The 19243-nt window shown below is 71.3% G+C and carries 15 protein-coding genes and 2 pseudogenes; 13 read left to right on the top strand and 4 right to left on the bottom strand.

Features of this window, described 5'->3' with window-relative positions; all coding sequences use genetic code 11:
- Positions 1–29 precede the first annotated feature (29 nt).
- The 4 genes from CRP51_RS10690 (at position 30) to CRP51_RS10675 (ending at position 3304) form a co-directional block, all read left to right on the top strand.
- Positions 30–392: a PH domain-containing protein gene (locus CRP51_RS10690; protein WP_097230840.1), complete on the top strand. Its 363-nt coding sequence runs from the start codon at positions 30–32 to the stop codon at positions 390–392.
- 87 nt (positions 393–479) lie between these two features.
- Complete coding sequence (locus CRP51_RS10685) at positions 480–1550, top strand: ATP-dependent DNA ligase (protein WP_097230839.1); 1071 nt, start codon at positions 480–482, stop codon at positions 1548–1550.
- A gap of 234 nt (positions 1551–1784) precedes the next feature.
- Complete coding sequence (locus tag CRP51_RS10680; protein ID WP_097230910.1) at positions 1785–2597, top strand: SAM-dependent methyltransferase; 813 nt, start codon at positions 1785–1787, stop codon at positions 2595–2597.
- Positions 2598–2785: 188 nt separating this feature from the next.
- Positions 2786–3304, top strand: a complete 519-nt coding sequence (locus tag CRP51_RS10675) for an NUDIX domain-containing protein (RefSeq protein WP_097230838.1) — start codon at positions 2786–2788, stop codon at positions 3302–3304.
- Between the two features lie 21 nt (positions 3305–3325).
- Here CRP51_RS10675 and CRP51_RS10670 read toward each other — a convergent pair whose 3' ends face one another.
- The 3 genes from CRP51_RS10670 to CRP51_RS10660 form a co-directional block, all read right to left on the bottom strand.
- Positions 3326–4432: a type III polyketide synthase gene (locus CRP51_RS10670; protein WP_097230837.1), complete on the bottom strand. Its 1107-nt coding sequence runs from the start codon at positions 4430–4432 to the stop codon at positions 3326–3328.
- Between the two features lie 87 nt (positions 4433–4519).
- Positions 4520–5725: a cytochrome P450 gene (locus tag CRP51_RS10665; protein ID WP_245880498.1), complete on the bottom strand. Its 1206-nt coding sequence runs from the start codon at positions 5723–5725 to the stop codon at positions 4520–4522.
- Positions 5726–5907: 182 nt separating this feature from the next.
- On the bottom strand, positions 5908–7182 hold the full coding sequence (locus tag CRP51_RS10660) for an ROK family transcriptional regulator (RefSeq protein WP_097230836.1): 1275 nt from the start codon (positions 7180–7182) through the stop codon (positions 5908–5910).
- Between the two features lie 317 nt (positions 7183–7499).
- Here CRP51_RS10660 and CRP51_RS10655 point away from each other — a divergent pair, with 317 nt between their 5' ends.
- The 8 genes and pseudogenes from CRP51_RS10655 (at position 7500) to CRP51_RS10625 (ending at position 17275) form a co-directional block, all read left to right on the top strand.
- Positions 7500–9188: an ABC transporter substrate-binding protein gene (locus tag CRP51_RS10655; RefSeq protein ID WP_097230835.1), complete on the top strand. Its 1689-nt coding sequence runs from the start codon at positions 7500–7502 to the stop codon at positions 9186–9188.
- Positions 9189–9197: 9 nt separating this feature from the next.
- On the top strand, positions 9198–10187 hold the full coding sequence (locus CRP51_RS10650) for an ABC transporter permease (RefSeq protein ID WP_097230834.1): 990 nt from the start codon (positions 9198–9200) through the stop codon (positions 10185–10187).
- A gap of 248 nt (positions 10188–10435) precedes the next feature.
- Positions 10436–11122 (top strand): annotated as a pseudogene (locus CRP51_RS29440) (ABC transporter permease); the annotation flags it as partial.
- A gap of 111 nt (positions 11123–11233) precedes the next feature.
- Positions 11234–12031 (top strand): annotated as a pseudogene (locus tag CRP51_RS29435) (ABC transporter ATP-binding protein); the annotation flags it as partial.
- A gap of 77 nt (positions 12032–12108) precedes the next feature.
- Positions 12109–13035 carry an ABC transporter ATP-binding protein gene (locus CRP51_RS10640; protein WP_097230832.1) on the top strand — a complete coding sequence of 309 codons (927 nt, stop codon included), beginning with the start codon at positions 12109–12111 and terminating at the stop codon, positions 13033–13035.
- Positions 13036–13307: 272 nt separating this feature from the next.
- A complete protein-coding gene (locus tag CRP51_RS10635; protein ID WP_097230831.1) occupies positions 13308–15779 on the top strand; it encodes a glycoside hydrolase family 2 protein in 2472 nt (823 codons plus the stop codon).
- Position 15780: 1 nt separating this feature from the next.
- A complete protein-coding gene (locus CRP51_RS10630) occupies positions 15781–16629 on the top strand; it encodes a LacI family DNA-binding transcriptional regulator (protein ID WP_097230830.1) in 849 nt (282 codons plus the stop codon).
- Positions 16630–16678: 49 nt separating this feature from the next.
- A complete protein-coding gene (locus CRP51_RS10625) occupies positions 16679–17275 on the top strand; it encodes a DinB family protein (RefSeq protein WP_097230829.1) in 597 nt (198 codons plus the stop codon).
- Between the two features lie 19 nt (positions 17276–17294).
- Here the strand turns inward: CRP51_RS10625 and CRP51_RS10620 are convergent, their stop codons facing one another.
- Entirely contained in the window at positions 17295–18680 is a 1386-nt protein-coding gene (locus CRP51_RS10620) for an MFS transporter (RefSeq protein ID WP_281259643.1), read from the bottom strand.
- Positions 18681–18809: 129 nt separating this feature from the next.
- Between CRP51_RS10620 and CRP51_RS10615 the strand changes: the two genes are divergently transcribed.
- The gene (locus tag CRP51_RS10615; RefSeq protein ID WP_097230828.1) at positions 18810–19178 is read left to right on the top strand and encodes a tetratricopeptide repeat protein; all 369 of its coding nucleotides are present in this window, start codon (positions 18810–18812) and stop codon (positions 19176–19178) included.
- Positions 19179–19243 lie beyond the last annotated feature (65 nt).

The raw sequence follows: 19243 nt of genomic DNA, 5'->3' as shown, positions 1-19243 counted from the left end.
AGGTAACTTCGCACGGTGGGGGGCCACTTATGGCACTGTTCGGCAACGCGCACGCGATCGACCCGGGGCAGGCGCACCAGGAGTACGGTCGGCTGCTCGGGCAGGGGGAGCGGGTGCAGGCGGCGTTCCTGTTGATCCGCGACACGATGCTCTTCACCGACCGCCGCCTGATCATGATCGACAAGCAGGGGCTGACGGGCAAGAAGGTCGAGTACCACTCGATCCCGTACCGCAGCATCTCGCACTTCGCGGTCGAGACGGCGGGCCACTTCGACCTGGACGCCGAGCTGAAGATCTGGATCTCCAGCAACCCGACGCCGCTGGAGAAGACCTTCACCAAGGGCGTCGACATCTACGAGGTGCAGGCGATACTCACGCAGTACGTGTCCTGAGGGTCCTGTCCTGCCCGGGGCGCCCGCGTCCCCGAACGGCGGCGCATCGCGGGCGGCGCGCGCCGGTGGGCGGGGAGCATCGGCAGCATGGAGCTGCCCGTGATGCCCCCCGTCAAGCCCATGCTCGCCAAGCCGGCCGCGCGCATCCCCTCCGGACTGCACTACGAGGCGAAGTGGGACGGCTTCCGGGCCCTCGTCTTCAGGGACGGCCCCGAGATCGAGATCCACAGTCGTTCCACCAAGCCGCTCACCCGGTACTTCCCCGAGCTGGCCGAGGGGCTGCCGGAGCGGCTGCCGCCGCGCTGCGTGCTGGACGGCGAGATCGTGATCGCCCGCGACGGCCGGCTGGACTTCGACGCCCTGCTGGAGCGCATCCACCCGGCCGACTCCCGGGTGCGGACGCTCGCGGAGCGGCACCCCTCGGGGTTCGTCGCGTTCGACCTGCTGGCCCTGGGAGAGCGGTCGCTGCTGCGGGAGCCGCTGGCCGAGCGCCGCCGGCTGCTGGTGGAGACCGTGGCCGGCGCCGGCCCGCCGCTCTTCCTCGCCCCCGCCACCACCGACCTCGCCGTCGCCAGGGAGTGGTACGAGCGGTACGAGGGCGCCGGCCTCGACGGGGTCGTCGCCAAGCGCCTCGACCAGCCCTACACGCCCAACGAGCGGACCATGGTCAAGGTCAAGCACGAGCGGACCGCCGACTGCGTGCTGGCGGGACTGCGCCACCACAAGAGCGGCCCGGTCGTCGGCTCGCTGCTGCTGGGCCTCTACGACGCCGAGGGCCGGCTGCAACACGTCGGCGTCAGCGCCTCGTTCACCGCCAGGCGGCGCGCCGAGCTGATGGAGGAGCTGACGCCGCTGCTGATGGACTCCGCCGAGGGCCATCCCTGGGCCGACTGGGCCCGGGAGGCGGCGCACGAGCGGGACCGGATGCCGGGCGGACCCAGCAGGTGGAGCGCGGGGAAGGACCTCAGCTGGCTGCCGCTGCGCCCCGAGCGCGTCTGCGAGGTCGCCTACGACCACATGCAGGGTGACCGGTTCCGGCACACCACCAGGTTCCGCCGCTGGCGCCCCGACCGGCTCCCCGAGGAGTGCACCTACGCGCAGTTGGAGGAGCCCGTCGGCTACGACCTGGAGCGGGTGCTGACCACGCGGGACGACTGACGGCCCAGGGGCGCCGACCCGGGCGCGCGGCCGGCCGCCCGCGCGCCCAACAGCGCGCCGGCGGGGCCTATTTGTCGACGCGTCGACACAGCGCCTCTATGATGCGGTGCTGTCGTCCCCCGTCGTCCGCCCCGCGCCCCCGCTCGGTCGCGGGCCCGTTTCCCCCTCCGTCCCCGCCCGCTCACCAGCACCGTGCACCACCAGGAGAACCGCGCCGTGACCGAAGAGGCGACCATGATCGACACGACGGTGCCGCACTCCGCGCGGATCTGGAACTACTGGCTGGGCGGCCGCGACCACTACGCCGTGGACCGGAGCGCGGGGGAGGACTACTGCCGGACCTTCCCCGAGGTGCGCCAGGTCGCCCGCGCCTCCCGGCAGTTCCTCGGCCGCACCGTCCACCACCTCGCCGTCGAGGGGGGCATCCGGCAGTTCGTCGACATCGGCACCGGCTTGCCCACGGCGGAGAACACCCACCAGATCGCCCAGCGCTGCCGCCCCGACGCGCGGATCGTCTATGTCGACAACGACCCGCTGGTCCTGGCCCACGCCCGCGCCCTGATGGCCAGCGGCCCCGGGGGAGCCACCGACTACGTCCACGCCGACCTGCGCGAACCCGACACCGTGCTGGCCGCCGTCAACCAACGGCTGGACCTGGGACGTCCCGTGGGGCTGATTCTCAGCGGCGTCCTCGGCCATGTCGACGACTACGCGCGGGCCCGCGCCATCGTCCGCACGCTGTTGGACGCGCTGGCCCCCGGCAGCCGGCTGTCGCTCAACGACGCCGTCACGGGCCGCCCCGCCTTCGCCGAGGCGCAGAGCCGCTACAACAGGACCGGCGCCGTCCCCTACCACCTGCGCGGCCACGAGCAGATCGTGGGCTTCTTCGACGGGCTGGAGCTGATCGATCCCGGCCTGGTCTCCTGCCCCCTCTGGCGCCCGACGGCCGACACCGACCCCGGCCCCCTCGACCTGGAGATCGTGGGCGGCGTCGGGGTCAAGCGCCGGCCGGGCCCCCTGGCCGGCGAGGGCGGCCGGGCAGCGTAGCCTCGGTGCGTGCGCGCGCTGAGGAGGCAAGGGCACTCAGGGACAAGTCGACGTCCCGGACGCGGGGACGCGCCGGGCGACATGTCGACTTCGAGCGGAACGAGGAACGTCGGATCGCCGTGCGCCCCGCCGGGGCACGCGGGCGACGTCCGACCCAGGCGAGAGAGCGAAAGGCGGAGCGACGCCCGATGGCTTACACCTATGGCCGCACCGTGACGCACTGCCCCTACTGCGGGGCCGGGTACGCGGCCGTCGCGGGCTGGCCCAGGGACTGTCCGCGCTGCGGCGAGACGCTGTGGGCCAACCCGCTGCCGGTGGCCGTCGCCCTGCTGCCGGTGGTGGCCACGGACGGCGACCGGGGGCTGGTGGTGGTGCGCCGGGACATCGAGCCCTGCCGTGGCGAACTCGCCCTGCCCGGCGGCTACATGGAGCTCGGCGAGGACTGGCGCGAGGCGGCGGCCCGGGAGTTGTGGGAGGAGACCGGCCTGACCGCGCCGGCGAAGGACGTCACCCTCTTCGACGTGCACAGCACCGAGCGCCATCTGAACGTCTTCGCGCTCTTCCCGCCCGTGGACGCCGCCGGACTGCCGCCGTCCCGGCCGACCTCCGAGGCCACCGAGTGGCTGGTGCTCAACCGCCCCGCCCCGCTGGCCTTCCCCACCCACACGGACATCGCCGCCGCCTATCTGGCGACCGCCGCCCGCTGACCCCCGGGCCCCGCCCGTCGCTCAGGCGACGGAGGCGCGCGGGGCGGACCTCCGGGTCTGCCCCGCCACGGTGGGCCGCTCCCCGGTCTCCCAGCTGCCCAGCGCCATCTCGGCGGTGATGCCGGGCCCGAAGCCCGCGATCTGCCCCCTCGCCCCCTGCTCCGCGCCGCCCTCGGCGAAGAGTCGTTCCAGCGCGTCGAAGACCACGCAGCTGGCGATGTTCCCCCGTTCGGTCAGGGTGGCCCGGCTGAAGCGGAACATCTCCGGGTCCACGTCAAGGAAATGGCACAGGTCGTCCAGGATGCGGGGGCCGCCCGCGTGCACGATGTGGAAGTCGAGCCCGGAGACGTCCCACTGGTGGTCGTCCGCGAGCGTGCGCAGCGCGGGCGCCAGCATCTTCATGGTGGTGGGCACCCGCTTGTCCAGCTGGAAGTGGAAGCCGGTGGCCCGCACCCCGTAGGAGATCCAGTCCTCCGTGTCCGGCACCAGGTGCGAGGCGTTCCGCTCCAGCGACACCCCGCTCCCGCCCCGCCCGCGCACCGCGGCGGCCGCCACCGCGTCGCCGAAGAGGCCGTTGGAGAGCAGCTGGCCCACGCCGAGGTCGGTCGGCTGGTAGCAGAGCGAGCAGAACTCGCAGGCCACGATGAGGGCGTTGGCCTCCGGGTACGCCTGGCAGAAGTCGTGCGCCCTGTTGATCGCCGCGCCGCCCGCCGCGCAGCCGAGCTGGGCGATCGGCAACTGGCGGGTTTCCGGCCGGAAACCGAGCGTGTTGATCAACCAGGCGGTCATGGACGGCATCATGAAGCCCGTGCACGAGACATAGACGATCAGATCGATGTCCCGCACGGTCAGGTCGGCGTTGTCCAGCGCCTGGTAGACGACCTGCGGCACCCGGCGCTTGGCCTCCGCCTCGTAGATCCGGTTGCGCTCCTCGAAGCCCGGATGGCGCAGGGTGTCCTCGATCGGCTGCACGAGATACCGGGTGCGGACCCCGGTGTTCTCGATCAGACGCAGGGCCAGGCCCAGTTGCGGATGGTCGGCGTGCATGTCGCGTGCCAGCTGGAGGGTCTGCTCCAGGGTGAGTACGTGCTCAGGTACCGCGATCGCTGGTCTGCACAGAACGGCCATGATCCCCTCCCCTTGCCGCCGCCGGGCACGGGGTGCCCGGCGCGGTATCGATGGCTTTCTCGGTGGTGTTCGCTTCGGTCGAGCCGGTCACCAAGCGACCGGGAGCTCATACGGGTAGCGCCAGATGGACTCGTCGTTCCACCGCACCTCCTCCGGCGGGACGGCGAGCCGCAGTCCCGGGAAGCGGGTCAGCAGCGTGCCGATCGCCGCCCGGATCTCCATCACCGCCAGTGGCGCGCCGATGCAGTGGTGGGCCCCCCAGCCGAAGGTCATGTGCGGCGACGGCGGTCGGTCGATGTCCAGTTCGTCCGGGTGCGGGAAGCGGTCCGGGTCGCGGTTGGCGGCCAGATAGGAGACGTGCACGGTGTCGCCGGCGCGCACGGTGACGTCGCCAAGCCGCACGTCCTCCAGCGCGATCCGGGGGATCCCGACGCCCTTGCGGAACGGGATGTACCGGAACAGCTCCTCCAGCGCGTTCGGCAGCCGGTCCGGCTCGGCGCGGAGCTTGGCCAGCGCCTCGGGGTGGGTGAGCAGGGTGTAGGTGATGTTGCTCAGCTGGTAGGTGCTGGTGTCGTGGCCGGTCATCATGAGGACCATGGCCATCACGGTCAGCTCGTCGTCGCCCAGCCGCTCCTCGCCGTCCCGTGCCGTCGCCAGGTGGCTGATCAGGTCCTCGCCGGGCGCCGCGCGGCGGGCCCGGGTCAACTCGCCGAAGTAGGAGCGCAGCTCCGCCTTGGCCTGGACGGCGGCCTCCTTGGTGTCCTGGCCGGTGGCCATCATGGCCATCGCCCGCCGCCGCAGCTCGGGCCGGTCCTCCTCGGGGATGTCGAGGACCTCGCAGATGGTGGTCATCGGCAGCCGGGACGACAGGTGCGCGACCAGGTCGGCCGGCGGCCCGTGGTCGGCCATCTCGTCGAGCAGCCCGTCCACGATCCGCTGGGTGGCCGGCCTCATGGCCGCGACCCTGGGCGCGGTGAACGCCTGGGCCACCAGGCGGCGCAGACGGCTGCTGGTGGGCGGGTCGAGCAGGTTGATCGACTCCGACTGGACGATGGGCGCCGGCGTCATCCGGGGGAAGTTCCGCCCGGCGACGGCCGCCCGGCTGAACCTGCGGTCGGTGGTGACCAGCCTGACGTCCTCGTAGCGGGTGACCAGCCAGGCCGTGCCCTCGCCGTAGGAGAGGGTGACGCGCGCGACCGGCTCCTCGGTCATGAGTTTTCTCAGGGTGGGGTCGAATTCCAGCCCTTCGGAGAAGTCGAACGGGCAGTGATGGACGGTGTCGGAGGTGGCCAACGGAGGCTCTCCAGTTCGTTGGGATCGCGGGGACGAATCGTTCTGTCCCCGCGACGAACCCGGGTCATGTGCCCCGTTCGCGGAATTAACCCGTTAGAGAAGAGATACCGCGACATTTCTTTACTTAGGGTGGTGCGATCCCGAGAGGTCGCGGGGGCGCGCGCCGTGCGCCCCCGCGTGGGTCACCGCCCCGCGGGCTGGGCGGACGGCTCGGCCTCGCCCAGGTTCTCCGGGAGCCGCGAGCCCTCGCGCAGCGGCACCAGCTCGGACTGGAGGACCAGTGCCGCGGCCCCGATGGCGGGTGCCGTGGCCGCCGAGTGGGAGAGCCGCACGGTCACCGAGTGGGTGGCTCTGGAGAAGAACGAGCGGTTCAACTCCTCCTGGACAACGGGGAGATAGAAGCTTCCGGCGATCGCCAGGCTCGGCCCGGTCAGCACCAGCTGCTCCAGGTCCATCACGTTGGCCAGGGTGCGGGCGGCCACCGCCAGATAGCGGGCCGAGTCCTCCAGCAGCAGCCTGGCGCGCGCGTCCCCGCGCAGCGCGGCCCTGGTGACGGCGGCGAAGTCCGCGAGCCAGCGCGGGCGTTGGGGCGAGTCGGTGAGGCCGGCCGTCCGCGCCAGCTCCGCGTCGGCGCGCGCGGCGGCCACCACGGCGCCGGGGCCGGCCAGCGTCTCCGTGCAGCCGCGCGCCCCGCACCAGCACTCGGGGCCGTTGACGTCGAGACAGATGTGCCCGATCTCGCCGGCGTTGCCGCTGGCGCCGCGGTAGGTGATGCCGTTGACCATCAGGCCGGCGCCGACCCCGGTACCCATGTAGATGGCGGCGAACGTGGAGGTACCGCCCACGTCGCCGGACCAGTGTTCACCCAGCGCGGCGGCCGTGGCATCGTTGTCCAGCACCACCGGGAGGTGGGTGGCGGTCTCCAGCACTCCGGCCAGTGGGTAGTCTTCCCAGTGCCGCATGGCCGGTGGACTCAGACGCACCCCGCTGATCTGGTTCATGGGGCCGGGAGCAACCAGACCGAGGCCCAGTATCCTGCTCCGGTCGACCCCGGCGCCGTCGATCAGCGCGTCGACCTCCGTCGCCATGCGCTCCATGATGACCGGCGGATCGTCGGTGCCCACCCCGGCCCGGGACATCCGGGCGACCACCGAACCCCCCAGGTTGGTGAGCACGTACGTGATGCCGGCATGGTCCAGATGGACACCCACGGCGAACCGGGAGGACTGGTTGAGCTGGAGCAGCACTCGGCGCTTGCCGCCCGTGGACTCCGCCCGCCCGGACTCCAGCACCAGGCCGTCGTCGATGAGGCGCCGGACCACGGTGGAGATCGTGGCGCCGGTGAACCCGGTCGCCTTCACCAGGCCGACCCTGCTGATGGTGCCGGCGGCGCGGATGACGTCGAGCACGGCGGCTCTGCTGCTGGCGTGCGGGGTCGCTCCGGCCGGTCCGTTCACTGCATCCCCATCCTTCGCACCCCGTACGGGAGTTGACCACTTCGGTATGCGGTGCGCAGGTGACACTGCGCAACCCTTAGTTTATTTGGCTGACGAAGCTTTTGGCCAGTATGGACCGTCAGGCGGGGGAGACGCGGGGAGCCATGGCTCATCGTGGGGGCGCCGAGGCGAACAGGCTTCTCCGAAGTGCGGACATGTCGTTGCCTGTTCGTGTCTTTGGAGGGTTGACTTTGTTAATTCGGCGGCTTAACAATCACATACCCCTGGGAGACTCCGCCCATGCCCCAATCTCGGGGCAGGCTAAGAGAGGAACAAGAATGTCCTTGCACGCAAGGTGGCGGCGCGCGCGAGCGGCGGCGATCGGGGCGGTCAGCCTCGGCATGATCGCGACCGGCTGCGGCGGATCGAGCGGGGGGTCGTCCACCGACCCCGACACGTTGATCGCCTACACCGGCCAGGCCGGCGACTGGCAGCGCAACTACAACCCTTACTCCCCGGACTCGATCGGGGGCAAGGGCACCATCTACGAGACGTTGTTCTTCTTCAACGTCGCGCGCCAGGACGAGCCGGCCAGCCGACTGGGCACCGAGTACAGCTGGAACGACGACGGCACCGAGCTGACCATCGACCTCCGCGAGGGCGTCACCTGGTCCGACGGCGAGGCGTTCGACGCCGAGGACGTGGCCTTCACCTTCAACCTGGTCCGCGACACCGCGTCGTTCAACAGCTTCGGCTTCGACGGCGACACCGAGATAGTCAGCCCCACCCAGGTCAAGGTCACCTTCGAGGAGGCGGCCTACATGGACGTGCCGCAGCTCCTCGGCAAGACCTGGATCGTGCCCGAGCACATCTGGTCCGGCATCGAGGACCCGGAGACGGACATCATGGAGGAGCCGGTCGGCACCGGCGCCTTCGTGCACGAGGAGTTCAAGCCGCAGGCGTACACCTTCGCCGCCAACCCCGACTACTGGGACGGCGAGCCGGAGCTGAAGAAGATCCGCTTCGTGGCCCTCTCCGGCAACCAGGCCGCGGCCGACGCGCTGTCCGCCGGCGAGATCGACTTCCAGACCGGCCCGGTGCCGGACATGGAGAACTTCGAGCAGAACCACGACGGTTACAAGATCATCACGACCCCGATGAACCAGATGGCGTTGGTGACCTGCGCCAACACCGACCTGGGCTGCGAGGGTCCGCAGACCGACCCGGCCGTGCGCCACGCGATCTTCCACGCCATGGACCGCGACACCCTCAACTCGCTCGCCTTCCAGGACACCGCGAGCGAGATCTCCCCGGGATACACCCTGCCCGAACGTGACGCGGCCTATGCCTCCGCGCAGCTGGAGAACCGCACCGCCAGCATGACGGCGGACGTCGCCCAGGCCGAGGAGATCCTGGAGGCCGCCGGCTACACCCGCGGCAGCGACGGCATCTACGCCAAGGACGACGTCAAGCTGGAGATGAGCCTGCGCGTCACCGCCGGCTGGACCGACTACATCACCGCGGTCAACACGATGGCCGAGCAGCTCAACGAGGCCGGCATCAAGGTCAACGTCAACCAGGCCTCGTTCAACGAGACCACCGACGCCCGCAACTCCGGCAACTTCGAGCTCGCCATCGACTCGCTCTACCCGGGTGCCTCCCCCGACCCGTACTACGTCTACTACCAGTTCTTCCACTCCTCCAGCACCGTGCCGGTCGGTGAGAGCACCAACCCGGGGTGGGCGCGCTACTCCAACCCCGAGGTGGACGAGGCCCTTGAGGCGCTCACCCAGATGAACCCGGAGGACGGCCAGGACGCGCGGCAGCCGTACTACGACACGATCCAGGCCCAGATCGAGGAGGACATGCCGTACATCCCGATCATGACCGGTGGCACCACCAGCCAGTTCAACGCCGGGAAGTTCACCGGCTGGCCGACGGACGTGAACATGTACGCCTTCCCGGCGGTGTGGTCGCACCCCGACCAGTCCGAGATCTTCCGCAACCTGAAGCCCGCCGGTGAGTGACGCTGCTCCATGAGGTACTACGCCCGGAAGTTGGGGTTCTATCTCGTCGCTTTCTGGGCGGCGTTGACTCTGAACTTCTTCATCCCACGAATGATGCCGGGCAACCCGGTCGACGCGCTGCTGGGCAAGCTCCAGCAGCGCGGCGGCCAGGTCGGCCCCGAGGCACGCGAGGCTTACGAGGCCCTGCTCGGCTCCGACACCGGTGAGCCCCTGTGGAACCAGTACTTCACCTATCTGGGGAATCTGGCCAGAGGTGAGCTGGGAGTCGCGACCAGTGCGTTCCCCACGCCGGTCTCCGACGTGATCGGGCAGGCCCTGCCCTGGACCATCGGCCTGGTGGGCATCGCCACCCTGCTGTCGTTCGTGCTGGGCGTGGTGCTCGGCGCGGTGGTCGGCTGGAAGCGGGGCTCCTGGCTCGACTCCCTGGTTCCGGCCACCACCGTGCTCTCGGCGGTGCCCTACTTCTGGCTGGCGCTGATCTTCGTGCTGGTCTTCTCCACCAACCTCGGCTGGTTCCCGCTCAACCACGGCTACGACGTGGCGCTGGCCAGCGGCTGGAACTGGGAGTTCATCAGCTCGGTGATCGAGCACGGCACCCTGCCGGCGCTGACCATCGTGGTCTCCTCGGTGGGCGGCTGGCTGCTGGGGATGCGCAACATGATGGTCTCCACGGTCTCCGAGGACTACGTCCTGACCGCCCAGGCCAAGGGGTTGCGCAACCGCAGGATCCTGAGCCGCTACGCGGCGCGGAACGCGGTGCTGCCCTCGGTGGCGGGGTTCGCCATCTCGCTGGGCTTCGTCGTCTCCGGATCGATCATCACCGAACAGGTCTTCTCCTACCCGGGCATCGGTTCGCAGCTGCTGTCGGCCGTGCAGAACAGCGACTACGCGCTGATGCAGGGGATCTTCCTGGTCATCACGCTGGCGGTGCTGGCCGCCAACCTGGTCGTTGACCTCCTGTACGGCGTCATCGACCCCCGTACCCGAGTCGAGAACTGATCAGGAGCGGCATCGTGACCAATCTCAGTCCGCTCCCCGGCGGCGCCGAAGAGAGCGCGCCGCCCGTTGGGGGCACGACCGACCCGATCGCCTCGGCACCGCGCCGCGGCAAGAGCGGTCTGCGCGCGCTGCTCCCGAGCTGGTCTCCCAAGCTCGGCATCGGCCTCATCCTGGTGTTGGGGATCGCGCTCTTCGGGCTGATCGGCCCGGCGTTCTTCTCCAACCCCAACGCGATCGACCCGATCGGCATGACCGAGCCCAGCGGCGAGTACCTGCTGGGCACCACCCAGACCGGCCAGGACGTCCTGGCCCAACTGACGCACTCCACCCGGGGGTCGCTCCAGATCGGCCTGCTGGTCGGCGTGCTGGCCACCGTGCTCTCGGCGATCTTCGGGATCATCGGCGGCTACGTGGGGGGCGCGCTCGACGAGGGCTTCTCGCTGCTGACCAACGTCATGCTGGTGATCCCCGGCCTGCCGCTGGTGATCGTCGTGGCCGGCTTCGTGCCGCCCGAGGACCGCGGCTGGTGGACCGTCGCCCTGGTGCTGGCCGTCACCGGCTGGGCGGCGGCGGCGCGGGTGCTGCGCGCCCAGACGCTCTCGCTGCGCAACCGCGACTACGTGGCGGCGGCGAAGGTCGCGGGCGAACGGCCCTGGCGGATCGTCTCGGTGGAGATCCTGCCGAACCTGCTGCCGCTGCTCGCCTCGCAGTTCGTCTTCGCCGTGATCGCGGCGATCCTCGCGGAGGCCGGCCTCTCCTTCCTCGGCCTGGGCGCCTCCAACAGCCACACCCTGGGCACCATGCTGTACTTCGCCCAGAACGGCTTCGCGCTCCAGTACGAGGCGTGGTGGTGGTTCGTTCCGCCCGGCCTGATCATCGCGCTCTTCGGCTGCGGTCTGGCGCTGATCAACTTCAGCATCGACGAGATCATCAACCCCAAGCTGCGCCAGCCCCGCAAGGTCAAGGCCGTGGGCGACGTCGCCGAGTCGGCCGTGGCGGGGCACGCCGCGGTGACCGAGCCGGCCGCCGGCGAGCGCCGCGAGGACCTGGTCCTCACGGTCGAGGGGCTCAACGTGGTCTACCAGACCGAGCGCCCGGTGCACGCGGTGAAGGACGTCTCCCTCACGCTGCGGCGGGGCGAGATCCTGGGCCTGGCCGGCGAGTCCGGCTGCGGCAAGACCACCCTCGCCTACGCGATCAACCGGCTGCACCGCCCGCCGGCCGAGGTCACCGAGGGCACCGCCACCTTCCACGACCGCGCCGGCCAGGACATCGACCTGCTGGCGCTGGAGAAGGAGGAGCTGCGGGCCTTCCGCTGGTCCAAACTCTCCATGGTATTCCAGGGCGCGATGAACTCGCTCAACCCGGTGATCTCCATTCACGAGCAGTTGGACGACGTCCTGCTGACCCACCGCCCCGACATGGGCAAGGCGGAGCGGCGGGCGCGCTGCGCCGAGGTGCTCACGCTGGTGGGCGTCGACCCGCAGCGGCTGCACTCCTTCCCGCACGAGCTGTCGGGCGGGATGCGGCAACGGGTCATGATCGCCATGGCGATGCTGCTGAACCCGCAGGTCATGATCATGGACGAGCCCACCACGGCGCTCGACGTGGTCGTCCAGCGGGGCATCCTGCGGGAGATCATCAGGCTGCGGGACGAACTGGGCTTCGCGGTCATCTTCATCACCCACGACCTGCCGCTGCTCCTGGAACTCACCGACCGCATCGCCGTGATGCGCGCCGGCGAGATCGTCGAGTACGCGCCGGCGGAGGAGATCTACGCGAACCCGCGGCACGAGTACACGCGCAAGTTGCTGGAGTCCTTCCCGAGCCTGACGGGAGAACGCGGCTCCTTCATCCGCACCGGCGAGTCGTCGGCGCGGTCCGGGCAGCCGGCGGCCGGCGCGAACGAAAGGGCGCAGTGATGACGGCACTCGAAGTCCGCGACCTGGTCAAGGACTACCCGATCCGCAACGGGCTGCGTCGGTCCACCCTGCGCGCGGTCAACCACGTCTCGTTCACCCTCACCCCGGGCCGCACCGTGGCGCTGGTCGGGGAGTCGGGCTCGGGCAAGTCGACGGTGGCCAAGACCATCGCCCGGCTGGAGCGGCCCACGGGCGGCAGCATCGTGGCGACCAAGGACGACGGCACCCAGGTCCGCGACCGGGAGTACCGCGACCACGTGCAGATGGTCTTCCAGGACCCGTTCGCCTCGCTCAACCCGTTCCACTCCATCGAGCACCACCTCGCCAGGCCGCTGAAGCTGCACGGTCGGGCCAGGGGGGCCGAGGAGATCCGGCGGGGCGTGGAGCAGTTGTTGGAGCGGGTCAACCTGACCCCGGCCGACGAGATGGCGCCCCGCAGGCCGCACGAGCTGTCCGGCGGCCAGCGTCAACGGGTCGCCATCGCACGCGCGTTGGCGCCGGGCGCGCAGGTGGTGATCGCGGACGAGCCGGTCTCCATGCTGGACGTCTCGATCCGGCTCGGGGTGTTGAACCTGCTGGCCAGGCTGCAGCGCGAGGACAACCTCGCGGTGCTCTACATCACCCACGACCTGGCCACCGCGCGGCACTTCTCCGACGACATCCTGGTGATGTACCGGGGGCGGGTCGTGGAGCGCGGTCCCGCCGACGAGGTGATCCTCAACCCGCGCCACTCCTACACCCAGTTGCTGGCGAAGGCGGCGCCCAACCCGGACGAGCGCGGCCGTTCGCTGGCCGACTCGCCGGGCGCCATCACCCGGGAGGACCTGGGGCGCGGCTACGACCACGCCACGGGGTCCTGGTACGCGTTCGACCGTCCGGTCTCCGTGCCGCTCCAGGGGGCGGGGCCCGAGGTCGCCCGCTCCTGAGGGAGCGGGGAAGTCCCGTGCGCACCGGTCCGGTTGGGGGCGGCGATCCGCCGTCGCCCCCCAACCGGACCTTTCGCGATGCCGGTTGCGCGCCCCCGTGCCCAAGTGACCCGGATCACAGGGGCTGCGGCCGGGTCGGGCGACATGTCGCCTCATAGCGGGGTGTTGGGGGCGCGTGTGGCGGGGTAGGGGAGGGGGTGCTGTTGACTTACTTAATTCGGCGCCATAACAATCTCGGGGCCTGAGCCCGCCACCACCTGGGAGTAATCACGATGATCCGCCATGCCCTGCACGACGGTTGGCAGTTGACGGCGATCGGAGGTCCCGTTCCGGAACACGTCGCCGACCGCGCCCTGCCGGCCCAGGTGCCGGGCAGCACCCATCTGGACCTGCTGGCCGCCGGGCTGATCGAGGAGCCCTACCGGGACCGGGTCGAGCAGGACCTGGTCTGGCTCCACCGCACCGACTGGCGCTACGCCACCACCGTCGAGGCCGCCGCGCCCGCCGAGGACGAGCGGGTCGACCTGGTCTTCGAGGGCCTGGACACCGTGGCCACCGTCGCGTTCGCCGGTCGCACCCTGGGCTCGACCGCGAACATGTTCCGTTCCTACCGCTACGACGTGCGCGAGCTGGTGGACGGCTCCCCGGCCGAGCTGTCCGTCACCTTCCGCTCCGCGCTGGCCTTCGCCGAGGAGGCCGAGCAGCGCATGGGCCGCCGCCCGCGCGCCTACCCGCACCCGATGAACGCCGTCCGCAAGATGGCGTGCAGCTTCGGCTGGGACTGGGGCCCCGACCTCCAGACCGCCGGCATCTGGAAGCCGGCGCGCCTGGAGCGCTGGCGCGTCGCGCGCCTCGCCGGCGTGCGCCCCCTGGCCTCCGTCACCGAGGACGGCGCCGGCCGCCTGACGGTCCACGCCGACATCGAGCGCTCCGGCCTCGGCGCGGCCGGCGAACTGACCCTGAGCGCCGCCGTCGGCGGGCGCACCGCGACCGTCACCGTCCCGGCCGACGCGGACACCGCGACCGTCACCGTCGACGTCCCCGACGCCGAGCTGTGGTGGCCCGTCGGCCACGGCGACCAGCCGCTGTACGACGCCAAGGTCACGCTGACCGTCGGCGCGACCGAGCTGGACACCTACGCGCGCCGCGTCGGCTTCCGCACCCTCACCGTGGACACCACGCCGGACGAGCACGGCACCCCGTTCACCTTCGTGGTCAACGGCCGCCGGATCTTCGCCAAGGGCGCCAACTGGATCCCGGACGACCACTTCCTGACCCGGATCACCCGTGAGCGGCTCGCCCGCCGCATCGACCAGGCGGTCGACGCCCACATGAACATGCTCCGCATCTGGGGCGGCGGCATCTACGAGTCGGACGACTTCTACGAACTCTGCGACGAGCGCGGCGTGCTGGTCTGGCAGGACTTCCTGCTGGCCTGCGCCGCCTACGCCGAGGACGCCGAGCTGTGGGCCGAGTTCGAGGCCGAGGCCAGGGAGAACGTCGCCCGCCTCACCCCGCACCCCTCGCTGGCGCTGTGGAACGGCGGCAACGAGAACCTCTGGGGCTACATGGACTGGGGCTGGCAGGAGGAGCTGAACGGCGCGACCTGGGGGCTGGGCTACTACACCGACCTCTTCCCCCGCGTCGTCGCCGAGTTGGACCCCGACCGCCCGTACGCCGACGGCAGCCCCTACAGCCCGGGGCACGACCTCGCCGTGACGCACCCGAACGACCAGGACCACGGCACCCGCCACGAGTGGCAGGTGTGGAACCGCGTCGACTACACCGCCTACCGCGACCACACCCCCCGCTTCTGCTCGGAGTTCGGCTTCCAGGGCCCGCCCACCTGGGCCACCCTCACCGACTGGATCACCGAGCGTCCGCTGACCTCCACCTCGCCCGCGTTCCTGCTGCACCAGAAGGCGGACGACGGCAACGGCAAGCTGGAGCGCGGCATGGCGCCCCATCTGCCCGAGACGACCACCTTCGAGGACTGGCACTGGGCCACCCAGCTCAACCAGTCGCGTGCCGTGGCCTTCGGCGTCGAGCACTTCAGGTCGCACTGGCCGCGCACCACCGGCTCGCTCGTCTGGCAGCTCAACGACTGCTGGCCGGTGACCTCCTGGGCGGCCGTCGACGGCGACGAGCGGCCCAAGCCGCTGTACTACGGGCTGCGCCACGCCTACGCGCCCCGGCTGCTCACCTTCCAGCCGAGGTCGGGGCGGACCGCGCTGGTCGCCGTCAACGACACGGACGCGCCGTGGACCGGTGAACTCCGCCTGGAACGCGTCTCGTTCGACGGCGAGGTGCGTGCGGGCGCTACCATCTCCCTCGACGTGGCGGCCCGTGGGACCGCCGAGTTGGACGTGGCCGACCCGCTGCTGGAGCCGGCCGACGCGCGACGGGAGGTACTGGTGGCGACGGTGGGCGAGACCCGCTCCTTCCATCTGTTCGAGGAGGACCGCGACCTGGCCTACGACCCGGCGGCGCTCGCCGCCGAGGTGACCCGCGTCGCCGACGGCTACCGCGTCGAGGTCACCGCCTCGTCGTTCGCGCGGGACGTCACGCTGCTCGCCGACCGGGTCGCGCCGGACGCCGTCGTGGACGAGGCCCTGGTCAGCCTGCTCGCCGGGGAGCGCCACACCTTCCAGGTGCGCACCTCGGCCGAGGTCGACCCCGCCGAGCTGACCGCGCCGCTGGTGTTGCGCTCCGTCAACTCGCTGCACACCACCGCGCGGGACTGAGATGGGGCGGTCGGAGGCCGTCGGCCTGGTGCTCGCCAGGCCGGCGAGGCTGCTGGGTGTCGAGCCGTTCTTCATGGAGTTCATCGCCGGCATCGAGGAGAAGCTGGCGGAGCGCAGCCTGTCCGTGCTGCTCCACGTGGTCGCGACCCAGGACGAGGAGATCGCCACCCACCGCAGGTGGGCCGAGCGGGACCTCGTCGAGGCCGTCATCGTCGTCAACCTGACGGTCGCCGACCGCCGTCCCGACGTCCTCGCCGCTCTCGGGCTCCCCGCCGTCATGGTGGGGGCCTGGGACGGCGACCCCGACGTGCCCGCCGTCGTCACCGACAACACCGGGCCGGTGCGCGAGGCGCTGGGCCGGCTGCTGGAGCTGGGGCACCGGCGCGTCGCCCGGGTCACCGGGCCGGGCGCCCTGGTGCACACCAGGGCCAGGACGGCCGCCCTGGTCGACGGCTGCCGGGCCGCAGGGATCGAGCCGGTGATCGTCGAGGGCGACTACTCGGCGGAGTCCGGCGCCGAGTTGACGGAGAAGCTGCTGCGCCGCGCCGAGCGGCCCACCGCGATCCTCTACGACAACGACGTGATGGCCATCGCCGGCCTCGGTGCCGCCAAGGCCGCCGGGGTCCGGGTGCCCGAGGAGCTGTCGCTGGTGGCCTGGGACGACTCCACGATGTGCCGGCTCGCCTCGCCGGCGCTCACCACGATGAGCGTGGACGTCCACCAGTTCGGCGTCTCGGTCGCCGAGTCGGTGGTGGAGCTGATCGACGGCGGTCCGGTCACCCCCCGCTGGTCCCCGGCTCCGCGCTTCGAGGCCCGGGGGACGACGGCGCCGGCCGGCGGGGCCGCCTGACGGAAGGCGTCCGGCCGGATTGTCAGTGGCGGCTGACAGAGTGGGCCGCATGACCACCACCACCGCCGATCCGGCCGACCTCCGTCCCCATCTGCTGCGCCACCTGCGGGAGGCGAGGGACTCGCTGCTGCTCAAGCTCGAAGGACTCTCCGAGTACGACGCCCGCCGCCCCCTCACCCCCACCGGCACCAACGTCCTCGGCCTGGTCAAACACGCCACCTTCGTGGAGCACGGCTACTTCGGCGCCGTCTTCGGCCAGCGGGTCGAGCCCCTGTCCTGGGTCTTCGACCTGGACGAGGACAACATCGACATGTGGGCCACCCCCGAGCAGTCCCGCGAGGCGCTCCTCGACGACCTGCGCCGGGTCGCCGCGCACACCGACCGGTTCGTCGGGACGGCGCCGCCGGACACCCCGGGCCGGGTCCCCTGGTGGTCGCCGGAGAAGGCCGATGTCACGCTCCACCAGATCGCCCTGCACGTGATCGCCGAGCTGCACCGCCACGCGGGCCACGCGGACATCGTGCGCGAGCTGATCGACGGCGAGGTCGGGCTGCGCTCCCGGGGGAACAACCTGCCGGAGCAGGACGCCGCCTGGTGGAGTGACTACCGGGAGCGGGTGGAGCGGGCGGCGCGCACGTTCCGCTGAGCCGGGAGGGACCGCGTCGTCAGGCCCGCCGCCCGGCCCGTTCGGCCGTGCGGCGGGCCCGTGCGCCCGTCGTCGCCGCCCCCAGCAGCAGCACCAACGCTCCGCAGCCGCAGATGATCCACCATCCGGCGGTGCGCGAGCCGGCGGCCAGCGCGGTGCCCACCACCGCGATGCCCAGGGCCGAGCCGACCTGCCGCCCGGTCGACGCCACCCCCGCGGCGACGCCGGCCTGCGTCTTGGGCATCCCGGTGACCGCGGTGTGCGTGATGGGCGCGTTGACCAGGCCGAAGCCGACGCCGAAGACCACATAGCCGGTGAAGAGCACCCACAGCGGCGTCGAGGTCTCGACGCCCGACAGCCACGCCCCGCTGAACGTGAGCGCGACCCCCGCGATCACCAGCGGCACCCGCTCGCCGACCAGCCCGAGCAACTGCCCGGACAGCGGCGAGAAGACCAGCGTGGTCACCGCCATCGGCAGCAGGTAGAGGCCCGCCTCCAGCGGACTCAGCCCCCGCTGGTCCTGGAGGTAGAGCGTGTTGAGAAAGAGAAAGCCGGCCAGCGCGGCGAAGGAGGCGATGGCGATCGCGAACGCCCCGCTGAACGGCACACTGCGGAAGAAGTCCAGCTCCAGCAGCGGCTCCCGCCGCCTCGGCTCGTAGCGCAGCAGCCCCACCAGCGCGAGCGCCGCCACCCCGACCCCCGCCAGCAGCAGCGGCGAGGACCAGCCCTCCTTGCCGCCCTCGATGATGCCGAAGGTCAACGCGCCCAGCAGCGTGATCACCAGCACCTGCCCCACCGGGTCCAGCCGTCGCGGCCGGGGCGCGCGCGACTCGGGCACGAAGAGCGTGGTGAGCACCAGGGCGGCCACCCCGATCGGCAGGTTGAGCCAGAAGATCGCGCGCCACCCGAAGGAGTGCACCAGGGCGCCCCCGACGATCGGCCCGATCGCCATCGAGATCCCCACCACCCCGCCCCAGGCCCCGATCGCCCGGGCCAACTCGCGGCGGTCGGTGAAGGTGTTGGTGATGATGGACATCGCCACCGGGTTGAGCATCGAACCGCCGACCGCCTGCATCCCCCGGAAGACGATCAGCCACTCCAACCCCGGCGCCAGCGCGCACAGCACCGAGCCCGTCGTGAAGACGACCAGCCCGATCCGGAAGACCAGCCGCCGCCCCAGCCGGTCGGCCATCGAACCGGACAGCAGCAGAAAGGACGCCAGCACCACGGTGTAGACGTCCATCGTCCACTGGAGCCCGGAGACGTCGGCGTCCAACTCCCGCCCGAGGTCGGGCAGCGCGACGTTGAGCGCGGTCACGTCGAGGCTGACGATCAGCAGACTCATGCAGCAGATGGCGAGGATCAGCAGACGGCGACGGCGGGGGAGGGTCTCGTTCTCGGCCACGGTCACTCAGCGTAGCCCCTTGCCGGAGGCCGGGTGAACGGCCCGACCGGGGAAAGCGGGAATACCCCGGGGAGGGAGCGTGTTGCCGCCACCGAACCAGCGCTCCTCACACCACGCAAGGAGGGCACCGTGTACCAGACCTCACCCGCCACCCATGTCATCTCCTACCGCGCGGCCGAGCGGCTGCTGGACGCCGGCGACCCGCGCGGCGCCGTCAAGCTGCTGGACGGCGTGGTGGAGGCCCACCCGGAGAACACGGCGGCCCGGCTGCTGCGCGCCCGCGCGTTCTTCCTCGGCGCGCAGTTGCGCAGGGCGGAGCACGAGTTCTCGGTGGTGCTGGAGCGCGAGCCGGACAACGCCTACGCGCACTTCGCGCTGGCGCGCACGCTCCAGCGCGCGGCGCGCGGTGACGAGGCGCTGCGCCACTTCCGGCTGGCCGCCGCGCTGGATCCCAAGCCGGACTATCTGGCCGCGGCCCGCTTCGGACAGCACGACTGACGGCTCGCCACCGGCCGACGGCGGAGAACGCCCCGCCGTGCCGCCGTCTCGGGGCCCCGCGCGGG

It is taken from the genome of Streptomyces zhaozhouensis (genome assembly GCF_900230195.1).
GTDB classification, from domain to species: Bacteria; Actinomycetota; Actinomycetes; order Streptomycetales; family Streptomycetaceae; genus Streptomyces; species Streptomyces zhaozhouensis.
The sequence above is the reverse complement of the archived record's forward strand: the minus strand, read 5'-3'. Positions and strand labels throughout refer to the sequence as shown.